This is a genomic window from Bdellovibrio sp. HCB185ZH, assembly GCF_047302455.1.
In the GTDB taxonomy this organism is placed as follows: Bacteria; Bdellovibrionota; Bdellovibrionia; order Bdellovibrionales; family Bdellovibrionaceae; genus Bdellovibrio.
The window spans coordinates 967,339-981,439 of the sequence record NZ_CP178624.1; the positions used below are offsets into that span (position 1 = coordinate 967,339).

Annotated in this window: 11 protein-coding genes; 8 read left to right on the plus strand and 3 right to left on the minus strand. The window is 45.9% G+C overall.

Translation table 11 applies throughout. The features are described 5' to 3' along the window. The first annotated feature begins 18 nt into the window (after positions 1-18). The 7 genes from ACLSU7_RS04725 (at position 19) to ACLSU7_RS04755 (ending at position 10,437) form a co-directional block, all read left to right on the plus strand. Positions 19-1,473 (plus strand): AgmX/PglI C-terminal domain-containing protein, encoded by a 1,455-nt coding sequence (locus ACLSU7_RS04725; protein ID WP_413294408.1) that lies wholly within the window; start codon positions 19-21, stop codon positions 1,471-1,473. Positions 1,474-1,487: 14 nt separating this feature from the next. Next, positions 1,488-2,276 (plus strand): outer membrane beta-barrel domain-containing protein, encoded by a 789-nt coding sequence (locus tag ACLSU7_RS04730; RefSeq protein WP_413294409.1) that lies wholly within the window; start codon positions 1,488-1,490, stop codon positions 2,274-2,276. Positions 2,277-2,319: 43 nt separating this feature from the next. Next, positions 2,320-4,443: a tetratricopeptide repeat protein gene (locus ACLSU7_RS04735; RefSeq protein WP_413294410.1), complete on the plus strand. Its 2,124-nt coding sequence runs from the start codon at positions 2,320-2,322 to the stop codon at positions 4,441-4,443. Between the two features lie 19 nt (positions 4,444-4,462). Continuing rightward, a complete protein-coding gene (locus ACLSU7_RS04740; protein ID WP_413294411.1) occupies positions 4,463-5,110 on the plus strand; it encodes a hypothetical protein in 648 nt (215 codons plus the stop codon). A 232-nt stretch (positions 5,111-5,342) separates the two neighbouring features. Next, the gene (locus ACLSU7_RS04745; RefSeq protein WP_413294412.1) at positions 5,343-7,010 is read left to right on the plus strand and encodes a methyl-accepting chemotaxis protein; all 1,668 of its coding nucleotides are present in this window, start codon (positions 5,343-5,345) and stop codon (positions 7,008-7,010) included. Positions 7,011-7,192: 182 nt separating this feature from the next. After that, positions 7,193-8,854 carry a methyl-accepting chemotaxis protein gene (locus ACLSU7_RS04750; RefSeq protein WP_413294413.1) on the plus strand — a complete coding sequence of 554 codons (1,662 nt, stop codon included), beginning with the start codon at positions 7,193-7,195 and terminating at the stop codon, positions 8,852-8,854. A gap of 104 nt (positions 8,855-8,958) precedes the next feature. Continuing rightward, positions 8,959-10,437 carry a methyl-accepting chemotaxis protein gene (locus tag ACLSU7_RS04755; RefSeq protein WP_413294414.1) on the plus strand — a complete coding sequence of 493 codons (1,479 nt, stop codon included), beginning with the start codon at positions 8,959-8,961 and terminating at the stop codon, positions 10,435-10,437. On the opposite strand, the gene murJ is transcribed toward ACLSU7_RS04755, so the two are convergent. Beyond that, the gene (gene murJ, locus ACLSU7_RS04760; RefSeq protein ID WP_413294415.1) at positions 10,434-12,017 is read right to left on the minus strand and encodes a murein biosynthesis integral membrane protein MurJ; all 1,584 of its coding nucleotides are present in this window, start codon (positions 12,015-12,017) and stop codon (positions 10,434-10,436) included. The genes ACLSU7_RS04755 and murJ overlap by 4 nt on opposite strands. A gap of 50 nt (positions 12,018-12,067) precedes the next feature. Here murJ and rpsT point away from each other — a divergent pair, with 50 nt between their 5' ends. Further along, positions 12,068-12,328 carry a 30S ribosomal protein S20 gene (gene rpsT, locus ACLSU7_RS04765; protein WP_413294416.1) on the plus strand — a complete coding sequence of 87 codons (261 nt, stop codon included), beginning with the start codon at positions 12,068-12,070 and terminating at the stop codon, positions 12,326-12,328. 80 nt (positions 12,329-12,408) lie between these two features. Here rpsT and ACLSU7_RS04770 read toward each other — a convergent pair whose 3' ends face one another. Next, the gene (locus tag ACLSU7_RS04770) at positions 12,409-12,825 is read right to left on the minus strand and encodes a PilZ domain-containing protein (protein WP_413294417.1); all 417 of its coding nucleotides are present in this window, start codon (positions 12,823-12,825) and stop codon (positions 12,409-12,411) included. Between the two features lie 431 nt (positions 12,826-13,256). Beyond that, entirely contained in the window at positions 13,257-14,057 is an 801-nt protein-coding gene (locus ACLSU7_RS04775; protein WP_413294418.1) for an aspartyl protease family protein, read from the minus strand. Positions 14,058-14,101: the final 44 nt, after the last annotated feature.

Sequence of the window (14,101 nt, forward strand, 5' to 3'; positions counted from 1 at the left end):
TTTACTTAGAGGTGTATTATGCTCACGTTGATTGTACGTCAGTCTCTAAAAGATGGGACTGCAAAAACCTGGAAATTGAGACCAACGAATGAAACTCAGACGTTTGGTTCTTCCCGCCTAGCGGACATTATTTCCATTTCTCCAAAGACAAAAGGTATTCAAGGTGTCTTTGAATATCGCAACGGTCAGTGGTTCTATGTGGACATGGACATGGCTACCTCCAGCGGATTGAACAAATCCCCAGCCATTGCTTTGACCAAAGATACGACTGTGACTTTGGATGAATGTACTTTGAAATTCGATCCCATTAAAAAAGATGTCGACCTTTATGCCCGCCTGGATAAAGCCGGCCGCGATGAATCTGTTGGTAAGAAATTCCAATTGTTCATGGTGAAACAACATGGCCGCGTGTTACAGACTAAAATCCAGCCTTTGAACAAAGCGTTCAAACCAGATTTCAGCAACACGAAAGTGGCTTGCGTGCCTTCTCAGGATTGGCACCGTCAGTTGTTGGGTGATGTCGAGGTATCACAAAGAACCCTTTCTATGGACGATGCAGCGGCTATGGGTCGCTTCAATACTTCTTCCTTGGTGGACGAAGATTCCAAAAAAGGCGTGATCTTGATGCTGGGTGCTGCTGCCCTGTTTGTGACAGCCGCATTGTTTGGACCTAAGACGGATATTCACTCTATCGCAGTAGAACCGCCTAAAGTCGCGCAAAAGATTATTGTGAAAACAGAAATTAAGCCTAAGCGTAAAAAGGCCGAAGCGGCTAAACAGCAGCAAGTTGCTGCAGCTCCGGCTGCGGCTTCTCCGAAAAACGATACGCCTGCTGCGGGTGGCGGAGGCAAACTTGCCAACATGATGAAATCGATCTCTGACGGTCGTATTTCTAAATTGATTGGTAAGGTTTCAGCGCAAGGCGCGAAAAGTGCGAACGTTATGTTTGCTCAAGGTGTGAAAGCTGGTTCCGGTCCTTCCGGTCGTGGCTTGGCCGCTGTGGGCAACATCGAGCGCTCGGGTCGTGACTGGGGTGCTGCAGGTAACGGTAGTGGCGTGCTGATTTCCACAAATGGTAAAGGTGGCGGTAAAAACGCTTCCGGCATGGGTGGTATGGCAGCTGGTGGCACTGGTAATGCCGGTGTTGGTTTGATCGAAGAGGAATCTGAAATTACGGGTGGATTGGACCGCGAGGTTATCGCTCAGTATATCAAATCCAAATTGGGTCAAATCCTTTACTGTTACGAAAGACAATTGAGTGCGAATCCAGATTTGTTCGGTAAGGTCGCTGTTAAATTTACGATCGGTGGTACTGGTCAAGTTGAACAACAGATCATTGGCGATACAACTTTGAAAAACTCAACTGTTGAAGGCTGTATTTTGAATCGTGTAGCCGCATGGAAGTTCCCTGCCCCACAAGGCGGAACGCGCGTGCTAGTTACATATCCATTTTTGTTTAAAAGTACCAACTAGGACGGGGGACCGAAATGTTTAAGAAATCACTATTAATTTTCATCTTGATGACAGCTCAAGCTTTTGCACAAACAGCAAAACAGCCAGTGCCTGCACCATCTGCATCAACAGAGCAACGTGGCAGCGACAAGCTTGACATCAAAAAACTAGAGAACAAGTACTGGGCCGCTAAGGACGAAGACTTTGGCGTGGTACAAAATCGTCGTTACGTCAAAGCAGAGCGCTTTTATCTTACGGGTCGTGCTGGTATCCCATTCAATGATGCGTACTCTACAGGTACGATCTTTGGAGCGGATTTGGGTTACTTCTTCAACGAACGTTGGGGTGTTGAGTTGTCTTACAACTCTGCTGACATGAAAGACAACGATGCGGTTCAACAATTCGTAGGGACTTATCAAGTTATGCCGAACCATAACATCTTTAAGTCTTCGTACTTTGTTTCAGGTATCTGGGTGCCTTTCTATGCGAAAATGAGCGCACTTGATAAAGCGATCATCTATTTCGACATGGGTCTGTCTGTAGGTCTTGGTAACGTAAACTATGACATCGCCCAAGTTGGTGGTAACAAGAATGAAAGTGCATTTGGTTATAAACTAGGTATTTTCCAGCAGATCTTCTTCTCCGAGCACTTCGCTTTGAGAGCCGATTTGATCAATACTTGGTCTAACCAAAATCAACAAAAATACTATGTTCCAGGTCAGTCACTTCCAAATGGTGGTACGGCAGCAGCTGGTTCACGTGATCTAGGTTCGACAATGGTAAATGATACTTCCCTACTAATCGGTATCACTTACTGGCACTAATTTAGTTTAAGTTTTTACAGTCTTCCAAGGCCGGGGGGTCTTTATGAAAAAGCCGATGAAAGCAATGATGGTACTGCCGTTTCTGTGCAGTGCCGCTTTCGCACAGGAAGTTCAGCATAAGGCGCTGAACGTAAAAAATCAGGGTGCACCTGCAGCTGCAAATCTGCGCGTGAAATCCAGCCTCGTTCCCACATACGAAATCTATCAAAAGAAAGTAGTTAAAGGGAAAACTGAAACCTTCAAAGTCAAAGCCATTCCGGAGCTGAATATCGGTATGGAGCGCCAGGTGGAAGCTATTCCCTTGAGCCCTCTTCGCCTGCCCGCTTCCCGTGAATTGGTAGTGAAGGAAATTAAAAAATCTCCTTCCATTGACCCGATGCAGATCAAGGTTCCGCCTTACACTGCAGTGGTCAATCCTCCAAAGATTTTAACAACTCCCGAGGCATTTACAAAAATCCCGGATGTTAAAATGTTGAGCCCAGTGAAAGATCCATCAACAACGGAACCACAAGTGACGTTGCAAAAGATGGATGAAATGGGCCCTAACGATTACAAATTACTTCAAGCTTTGATCTTCCTTGAGATCCAACAGAACTATGAGTTGGCCATGGGTCTTTTTGCAGAATTAATGGATGATAAGGAGCACCGTTTGGAAGCTCTTTATAACTATGCGATGACGGCAAAAGGCATGGGTCTGAATACAGAGTTCAGAACCTACATGATCAAAGTTTCCCAAGAAACTAAGAACAAAGAATGGCAGGAAAGAGCAACGAAAGCCCTGGTTGATGGCATCAAGGTGCTGGAGCTTTCTGACATCTCTTTGATCGATCCATTGGTTGCCAAATACGAACTTGATGTGACTAAGAACGATGACTACCAAATCACTCGTGCGAAGTACTACTCTTCAATCGGTAATCTGGGTTTGATGGAAGACGCATTGATGTACATCGATGAAAAATCCAAAAAATATCCAGAGGCGTTGTTGCTTTCAGGTCTTTTCAACTATCGTCAAAACAAAGTCGACGAAGCTGTTATCAACATCGAGAAATTGTTGAAAGCAACTGAAGACGACAAGAAATCTCAAATCCGAAACGTGGGTGCGATCACTATGGCTCGTATCCAGTTCCAAAAAAGCATGTACAAAGAGGCTTTCCAGTCTTACCTGAAGGTAGACCGCTCTAGCCCCCTTTGGTTGCAAGCTATGACTGAAAGCGCTTGGACTCAGATCCTTTCTGAGGACTATGAAGGTGCTGCCGGGAACATGTTCTCTTTGCACACGGACTTCTTTAAAAATGCCTTCAACCCGGAATCCTTCGTGGTTCGTACGGTTGGCTACTTGAATCTTTGCCAATACGGTGACGGTGTTCAAGTCCTTGAAGAAATGCGCGGCAAATATGGTCCATGGAAAAAGAAATTGGAAGAGTACAGAACTTCCCACAAAAAATCTTTGGACTACTATGACACTGTGAAAAACTGGGCGAAAAACTCTGACTTGAAAGAAGTCGATGGTTTGCCTCGTGCCTTCATCGTGGAATTGGCTCGTCACCCAGGTTTCGTATCTGTGCAAAAGCAGATCAATAACTATGAAGACGAGATCACGAAGTTCAACAAGATTTCTTTCACGTTGATCAAAATGGAGAAAGACTTCCTGACGAAGAAAAATGAAGCCAGCAAAGCCTTGGCAGCTGCGAAAGCTAAAATGAAGCCAGGTGCGGCTCCATCCTCTGCTGTGGTTGATGCTGATAGAAAACTTTTGAGCTATTCGATCCAGTACCACATCGCTAACAAAGCCCGTACTTCGATCAAAAACTTGCGTACTCAAGGTATCGCTCGTATTGAGAAAGAAAAAGACGTGCTTCGTGTTGATGCCGGTAAAGCGCTTCAAGATAACTATAAAAACATGGTTACTAACTTGAACCGCGTTTTGGATCAAAATGACGTTCTTCAGTACGAATTGTATTCGGGCGCTGGTGAGCACATCCGCTATCAAATGGCTGGTGGCGAAGTGAACGAAAAAGAACGTCCAGAATTGAAAGTAGCAAAAGAAAAGAGCCTCAACTGGAAATTTAAAGGTGAAATCTGGGAAGACGAAGTTGGTCACTACCGTTCATCTTTGAAAAACGTATGCCCTCAGGATAACTCTGTAGCTGGCATGAATGAGCACTAAGGAAGGAAAGGTTATACTTATGAAAACATCACTTAAACTAACAACAATGACGGTACTTTTAAGCTTCTCCACTGCTGCATTCGCACAAAACACAGCGAAAGACGGCTTGGAGCGCATTAAGACAAACTTGAACAACTCAAAATCAAACTTGTCAGAGTATCAAAAGAACTTGAAAACAGTTGAAAGCAACTTGAATGAAGTTGCCAAAGCTAAATCTTCCGTGGAAAGCCAGCAAAAAGAAGTGGCGGCCCAAGCTGAAGAAAACACGAAGTCTATGCAAAAGCTGGGTAAGCAGGAAACGGAACTGCAAGGCTTGATCAAAGACGAACAATCCAAAACAGCAGCGGAAAACCAAAAAATTGCTGAGTTGGAAGCCATGATCGCTAAGATCAAGGAAAACCAAAAGAAGCGTGAAAACAACGTTCAAGACTACCAAAACCAATTGTCCCAATTGGGCGAAGAGAAAAAGGTATGGCAGTCACGTCGTGACACTCTGAAAGAGCAATACGACACTGTGAACAAAAAAATCCGTGAGCTAGCTTCCGAAGAAAAAGAATGGAAAGGCAAAGAGCAGGGATACAAAGGCGAAGTGAACCGCTGGTCCAAAGAAGTTGAGCGCCAACAAAAAATTAGCGACTCCTACAACTCTTTGGCTGAAGTTAAGTAGTTCCGAGTTAATTCATATTTAGTTCAAAAGTTTCGAAAGAAACATTAAGAGATCAAGTCCCCCGGCTTGATCTCTTTTTATTTCCACCGTGCGCGATGGATTCCTCGCAAAAATGCAGGATTCTGTTTACGTCCAGATTTCATGAGATCTGATATACGATGTTAAGATCCCTTTATATCCCAAACTAATCGGCCGAAAAGATCCCTTAGGAACAAATGAGGGACACCATCACATGGAAAACAATTCTTTTAAATCTTGGTTCAATGGTATTAAAGGAAAGCTGCTGTTTGCTGCAATTCTTCCGATTGCTGGCTTTGCGATCATTTTTACGATCGCATTTGCAGGCCTTAAAAAGCTTGATGCCATGCTTACGACCGCTAACACGATCACGACGCCAAATCTGATCGCGGTGGGCGAAATGCGTCAGTCTCGTAATAAATTTAACTACTTTATCTTGGCGAGTCTTCGTGAAAACACAGCTGAAAAACGTGCCGAACGTCTGAAGGTTGCCCGCGAAGCTCTGGAAGAGTATCAAGTCGCTTTCAAAGAATATGCTGCTCTTCCAAGTCCTGACGAAATTGCTTCTACAGATGATGCTGGTGACAAAAATCTTCCAGAGTTCGTTGCGACAATGAAGGATGTTACGAACCTAGTGGAAAAAAACACTCCAGAAACTGATCAACAAGTCATGGGTTTGATGAACGGTAAAATTGCTGAATTGACGAAACCAATGAAAGCGATGACAGATGATGCCATCAATTACTTTGAAAAATCATCCATCGCCAACACCGCCATTGCCAAAGCAGAAATGAGCAAAACCATGACTGTCATGGTTGCCACGACGGCTGCAACTTGCTTGGCTGTCTTTGCGCTACTTATGTTTATCGCCGTCCGCCTTTCTAAAACAGTGGGCAGTGTGGCAAGTCGTTTGACAGAATCAAGCCACCAGGTTTCTGCAGCAGTTGTTCAGTTGAACAGCGCTGGTAACAATCTTTCTCAATCTTCAACGGAATCTGCGGCTTCACTGGAAGAGACAGTTGCTGCTTTGGAAGAATTAACTTCCATGGTGCAAATGAACTCGGACAATGCGAAACAAGCTGCAAGCTTAGCTGCAACTTCCCGTCAATCCGCTGAATCTGGTGAGAACGATATCAAAAACCTGATCGCGGCTATGACTGAGATTTCCCAATCTTCGAAAAAAATCGAAGAGATTATTTCTGTGATCGATGATATCGCCTTCCAAACGAATCTTTTGGCGCTGAATGCTGCGGTTGAAGCGGCTCGTGCCGGTGAACAAGGTAAAGGTTTCGCAGTGGTGGCAGAAGCCGTTCGTGCCTTGGCACAAAGAAGTGCTTCTTCTGCGAAAGACATCTCGACCCTGATCAAAGATTCCGTTTCCCAAATCGATCGCGGTAGCGACATCGCCGATAAAAGTGGCGCTGTTTTGTCGAACATCGTAAGCTCCATCAAAAAGGTTTCTGACCTTAATAACGAGATCGCAGCCGCAAGCTCTGAGCAGACGACGGGTATTCAGCAGATTAGCAAAGCCATGAATCAGTTGGATCAGTCTTCTCAATCCAATGCAGCTTCGGCTGAGGAAATTGCTGCAACAAGTGGCGAGATCAGCAACCTGGCAACGACAACTCAAACGTTGACTGTGGAGTTAACTGAAGTTGTTGCAGGTAAAGGTGGCCATAGTGAAGAAGTTCACGAAGTACGACCTGCTAAGAAAGCACAAGCTTCACACAAAGCCCCGTCTGCTAAAGTCATCGCAATGAAAAAGCCTGCTTCGAAAGCAGCTCCAGTAAAAGCGGCTAAGGCCGGTCCGGCGACATCGGCGGATATGATCCCCTTCGATGAAGACGATGCTCGTAAAGTAGGAACAACAGACGGTTTTTAAGACCGCAATTTAGAAATTACTCAGAAAGGGAGAGGTAACCGGGCGTTACTTCTCCCTTTTTCATTACATTCAACCGAACATTCCAAAACTAGACTTCAAGTTTCCTTGATTAGCACCGAAAATTAAACATCAGGCACCTTCTCCTCGTGCAACTTCAAAAATAAAATATAAGGATTGCTATCATGAATCAGACTTCATTGTCTTCGTGGTTCCGTGGGATCAAGGGGAAATTGTTATTCGCCGCCTGTCTTCCAATGGTGGGATTTGCCATCAATTACGTTATTTCCAGCTCCAGTATGAAAAGCTTAGGCTCTTTGCTGAACACAGCGAATAGCGATACTATCCCGAATCTGACAGCGGTTGGTGAAATGCGCCAAGCACGCAATAAATTCGGCTATCAAGTTTTTGCTGCGCTCGTCATGGACACTGAAGAAAAACGTCACGAGCGCATCAAACTTGCTCGCGATGGCATTAAAGAATTCAAAGAGAATATGGAGATTTATAAAAATGCTCCTGCCGCTCCCGAACTTCAGGAAACCGACAAAAAAGCATATGCAGCGTATGATGAGTATATGGCTCTTTTGGATAAAGTTGCCACCCTGGCAGACTCCCCTAAACCCGAAGACCACAAACAAGTTCAAGACCTTATGGATGGACGTCTGTGGGAGCTTGGAACGATCATGCAACACATGACTGGTGCTGCCATGAAGTACTATGACAAAACGGCGCAAGCGAATTCCGCTGAAGCGAAAAGCACCATTGCAAAATCAGAGACAATCATCCTGATGACAACGGGAGTTTCGTGCTTGGCGATTTTCTCAATTCTTTTGTTCATCGCCATCCGTCTTTCAAAATCAGTGGGCCACGTGGCTAGCAGCTTGTCAGAGTCTTCCGCTCAAGTAGCCACAGCTGTTGAGCAGTTAAATGAGGCCGGTAACAGTCTTTCTCAATCTTCGACCGAAGCGGCCGCTTCCCTCGAAGAAACCGTTGCGGCTTTGGAAGAGCTGACATCCATGGTACAAATGAACTCCGATAACGCGAAACAAGCGGCCAGTCTTTCAGCCACTTCCCGTCAGAATGCGGAAGCCGGTGAAAATGACATTAAGAGCCTTATCACAGCAATGACCGAGATCTCTCAATCTTCACGAAAAATTGAAGAAATCATATCCGTCATCGACGATATCGCCTTCCAAACAAACTTGCTGGCGCTGAATGCCGCGGTTGAGGCTGCCCGTGCCGGTGAACAAGGTAAAGGTTTCGCCGTGGTCGCTGAAGCCGTTCGTGCCCTGGCGCAAAGAAGTGCTTCCTCAGCAAAAGACATTTCCTCTTTGATTAAAGATTCCGTTTCACAAATTGAAAATGGCAGCAGAATTGCTGACGAAAGCGGAGCGGTTCTTTCAAATATCGTGAGCTCCATCAAAAAAGTTTCCGACCTTAATAATGAAATCGCAGCGGCAAGCTCTGAGCAAACAACAGGAATTCAGCAAATCAGTAAAGCCATGAATCAATTGGATCAGTCTTCGCAGTCCAATGCCGCCTCCGCAGAGGAAATTGCAGCCACCAGTGGTGAGATCAACAATCTTGCTACCACGACTCAGAATCTGACAGTGGAACTGGGTCAGGTGATCTATGGAACCTCCGAGATTCCTGCAGCTGCTCCGACAGAGAGCCCCGTCAAAAAATCCCCTGCGACAACGGCTTCAAAAAAGGTCATTCCTTTTAAAAAGCCCGCAACAGCAACGGCCGCGCCGAAAAAGAGTGCGCCAGCTCCTTCAACTGCGTCAGACTTGATTCCTTTTGATGAGGAGTCTGATCGCAAAGTCGGCACCACAGACGGATTTTAATAAGTCATTTATAGCGGGGGATCTCCCCGCTTATTAACATTTTCAATTTCTCACTTCTTGAACCTTTATGAACGAATTCTTCACCAGGATATAAAAGGGTTCATATGCAATCACAGGGTATTTCAAGTTGGTTTAGAGGTATTAAAGGTCGCTTGATGTTCACAGCGATCATCCCGATTATCGGATTTGCAATCTTGTTCGGGGTTTCCACTGTCACGGTCAATCGCTACAATGCGATGCTTTCGGTTTACAGCGACACCATCGTGCCGAATCTTCAGTATCTGGGTGAAATGCGCCAGTCGCGTAATAAATTCGCGTATCAAATTCTTTCAGCGATGGACGCCGATAACGACGCTGACAGAGCCAAGGCTATTGCATCCGCGATGGAAGGTGCTGAAGAATTTAAGACTAATTACAAGTCTTATACCGAAGCCCCTTTCCTGCCGACAGAAGATAAAATGTTTGAACCGGCCAAGGCCGTGATCGGCGACTTCTTTAAATCCATGGATTCGATCATTGAATTGGTTAAAACCAATGATCCTGAAAAAATCAAAGAAGCCCGTAAACTCTTGCATGGTCCCTACTCAAAAACCGGTGGCATCGTTCGTGACTTTAATCGTAATGTCGCAAAACTTTATGAAGACACCTCTCAAAAACAAGAACTCGAAGCAAAAGAGCTGCAAAAAGAAGCCGCTAATATGTTGATTGCAACTTCAGTCGTTGCAGGTATCGCGATCTTTTCAATTCTGTGTCTGCTAGCAGCTCGTATGTCAGGAGCTGTAGCTTCCATCGCAAGTCGCTTAACCAATGCAAGTTCAAATGTAGCCTCATCAGTGGAGCAGTTAAGCGAAGCTAGTAACAGCCTTTCCCAGTCATCAACCGAAGCTGCGGCATCGCTTGAAGAAACCGTGGCGGCCCTTGAAGAATTAACATCCATGGTGCAAATGAATTCCGACAACGCCAAGCAAGCGGCAAGCCTTTCCGGTTCATCCCGTCAGGCCGCTGAAGAAGGTGAAACGGATATCAAAAATCTGATCACAGCGATGACTCAGATCTCTCAATCTTCTAAAAAAATTGAAGAGATCATTTCCGTTATCGACGATATCGCCTTCCAAACAAATTTATTGGCCCTGAATGCAGCGGTCGAAGCCGCCCGAGCTGGTGAGCAAGGGAAAGGATTCGCTGTTGTTGCTGAAGCGGTCCGCGCCTTGGCACAAAGAAGTGCCTCCTCGGCCAAAGATATTTCTTCGTTGATCAAAGAATCCGTTTCGCAAATCGAACGCGGAAGCGAAATTGCCGACCAAAGCGGAACAGTTTTGGCAAATATCGTAAACTCGATCAAAAAGGTTTCGGATCTGAATAATGAAATTGCGGCAGCCAGTGGCGAGCAGACAACAGGTATTCAGCAAATCAGCAAAGCCATGAATCAGTTGGATCAGGCTTCTCAGTCAAATGCGGCTTCTTCGGAAGAAATCGCAGCGACAGGTGGCGAGATTAATAATCTTGCGACGACTGCACAAGGCCTGACGGTGGAGCTGAATAAACTGGTATTGGGTGTCGATAAATCAATGATGGAAGCTTAAGATTTTTTACGTTTCACAAAATCGAGCAGGAACCTCCCCTGCTCGATTTTCATTTTCACGGATGTGTATCCGTAAACCATAACGCTGGAGAATATGACTCCAGCCAATAAAACCGTCTTAATTAAACTTGAGGAGGCTGAAATCACCGTCGCTGCCAAACTTCCGGCAAAGACCGCCATCATCAGACCCGCTACAAGAATTTTTAAAAGTTCTTTCGCCATCGAAGTCCATCTCATCGCAACCGAGTAAGTTCGCATCAATCCCACAACCAGGATTAACTGCACTGCCGCCGCCACCAGACTTGAAATCACCAAACCTTGAAGCCCCAGGGATTTAATCCAATAAGGCGCAAGACCGATATGCAGCACTAGTCCTATCAGTGAAGTGACCGCTGGCACCCAGGTGTTTTTAACAGCATAAAAAGCCGGAATCAAAACACGCACGGAAGAAACCAAAAGCAAACTGACCGCATAAACTTTTAAAACCATGGTCGTCGCCACAACATCTGCGGAACTGAAATGCCCGCGATGAAAAAGCACTTCCACAATCGGCTGCGCCAGGCAAAACAAGCCAACCGCCGCCGGCCACGCCAGATACAGGTTCATTAAAAAGTGCTCTTGCAAAACAGACTGAAACTGCACTTTTTGTTTTCGCTGAGTGAGATCACTTAAGGTGGGTAACAAAGCTGTGCCAATGCTCACGGCGACTAACGAAAGCGGAAGCTCTAAAAGGCGATCAGCCCAATAAATATAAGAAAGGGCTCCCTCACCCAGGCCACTTGCAAAATGCAAATTCACCAAGGTCGCAAGTTGCAACAACCCCGCTCCTAAAAGCCCCGGAAGCATATTTTTTAGTACCTGGCGCACGTCCGCATTCCAAAGACGACGACTGAACCTTGGCAGATAGTTTTTCTCGCGCAGGGCCCACCACAGAATTACGGCCTGCAGTAACCCCCCGACAAATACTCCCCAAGACAGCCCATCCCCGATTTCAGGAAACCAGGCTCCCGGCATAAAGGTAAAAATCAACATCGAAACATTTAAAAGAGCAGGTGCCAGGGCCGGCAATGCAAAGCTGCCTAGGGCATTCAAGATGGCCATGAAATAGGCGTAAGAGCATACGAAGAAGACGAACCCGAACATGATTCGCGCCATTCGCACCGTCAAATTCCATTTTTCCACGTCGAGCACGTAACTATCTGCCAACAGCAGCTTTAAAAGCGGCTCCATGCTGATAATTCCCCACAGGGTGACCGCTCCCAGAAAGATCAGTAACAAGGTGTAAATGGCATTTATAAGATTTTGGGACCTGTGGCCTGAAGGGTCTTCGGCCTGAGCTTCAATAAAAACAGGAATAAAGCTCACAGAGAGGGAGCCTTCGCCAAAAAGCCGACGGAACAGGTTGGGTAAGCGAAACGCCGCGGTCCACGCATCGGTGACCGTACGATCAAAGAGAGCTGCCAGGGCCATATCGCGGAATAAGCCCAAAACGCGGCTCGTTAGGGTCCCGCCCGCCATGAAAAAGGCTCTTTTAAAGACCTTTTTGCGATCTTCTTTTAATCCGCTTGCCTCCACAGACACCCTATGTTAATCCCTTTGGTTCGTTTATAAGATTAAGTGGAGGCTATACCTTGGCAAATCATAAGTCAGCAGCAAAAAGAGCTCGTCAATCTATCCGTAAAACAGCAGTAAACAATGCTCGTAAAAGCACTGTAAAAACAGCTGAGAAAAAACTAGTTAAAGCTATCGAAGCTAAAGACGTGAAAGCTCTTCCTGAGTTGTTGAAAAACTTCACTTCTCAAGTGATGAAAGCTGCTAAAACTGGCGTTATCAAAAAAGAAACTGCATCTCGCAAAATCAGCCGCCTAGCTACTCGCGCTTCTGCGAAGTAATTGGCATAATCTCTGACTGTGTCAGAGGTGGCTAAATTCCGAGTTTGAAATTGGGTGACCTTTGAGTCGCCCTTTTCTATTTAAGCAGCTTGTGAAGAGGAATGAGTTCGTGCGGATACAAAGGCGCGAATTTGTCTTTTCGTAGCAAAATTAATATTGCTGAAGCTAAGACCATGGGTGACCGTCGCGTCACCCTGTTTTTTTTGTGTGGAACGAACCACTCCGCGCAGGAACACGAAATCCCCTGATGGGATCTGAAAGCTCACGACGACTTCGTCGCCTTCATTGAGCAAGAATTCCGAAATAATCGACATACCACCTTCACCGATTTCACCCGATTCAACGATGAAATAGGAACCGTCGCAGAGGACGCCTACTTTGCGTTTCATCGCACGACGCGGATACTGACGGCGGAAGCCACCGGCTTTGTCCTCTATCGTTGGAATGTTTATCTTTTGAAAGTCGCTTGCCATTGGTTGCTTATCGGAATTTTTCATCTTTGGTTGCAGTCTTGTTTGTTTGTCTCACTTTGAGACGGGTTCCCGGTGCTTGGGTTTGGGTGTGGGGAGGGACGCGTGTTCCGCGACACGCCATCCGGGCTCACCGTCGCCCGCCTTTGGCGGGTCCGCGCATCCTGCGCCGACGGAGGTCGCTGCACACGCGTCCCTCCCCACACCCAAGCCCAAGAACGAGATACTTGTTCAAAGGGGAAAAAATTACTTTGGCTGCTTCGCTAACTTCGAAATTCTGAGTTTGTTTGGAGAAGGATTTAAAAAGAGATTTTGGTTTTTGCGATGGCGGAAAAAGATGGCTTCCTGGGAGATGGGGGCTTGTTCGTCGTCTTTCTTTGGGGCTTAAATTTTGGGGAGTGTTTGAATTCCTGGAACACCGTTTGGGTGTCTATGGTGCGGGAAATGCGTCATTTAAATTAGCGTTTCATGTTTTGCTTTTTGATGGCGGCGTATTGTTGGGATTTTTTATCGAATAACCAGGTGTATTGCTGGACGTAGTCGATACCTAGGATGATGTCGATGTTTTCTTGGGGTGGGATGACCATGTAGGGCCATAGGTTTTTGGTGCATTGGTTTTGGATGCAGATTTGTTCCGTGGGTTGGGCCATCATGTAGGACTTTGTGAAGCCTGCGATGTCGGTTTTTTGTTGGCGGCCTAATAGTTGGAATAGTTCCGGGTTGTTTTTAACGAAGGCACCCGTCACGGCGCTTTGGGCGTGGGTGTCTATGAGGGCTCTTGCAGTTTGGTTTCCTATTTTTATTTCTATGATGGGCCGCTTCGATCCGGGCAGCATTTTTCCTTTTGTTTTAAAGACTGAGGTTTGCGCTGTTGTTGGGTTGATATAGATTGCGGCAGAGGCTGATAGGATTCTTGCATTATCGATGATTGTAACTTTATCTTTGATCGCGTCTGCGCCGATTGTAGCAATCAGCTCCTGGCCCGACGTTGTTGGGATTTCCGTCTGTACCAAGACTTTTAAATTTGTGCTTAGCTGTTCGCTGCCTAAGTTTAAAGATTTAATTTCGACTGTCGGATAGGTCTCCACCCCGCCCAACGTTTGCATGGATTGTTCTCCCGTGATCTTTAAACCCTTAGCGGCTTTAGCGGATATGAACGTGTTCTCTGCCCCTAAATCAAGAGCGCACAGTCCGCGCATGTTTTGAATAGAGCATTCGACTTGAGGAAATAATCCAGAGTAATCCAATAAAATAGGCATTGCGGCTTCCGAGCTGGAAACCGCAATAGTTAAAAGTGATAAAA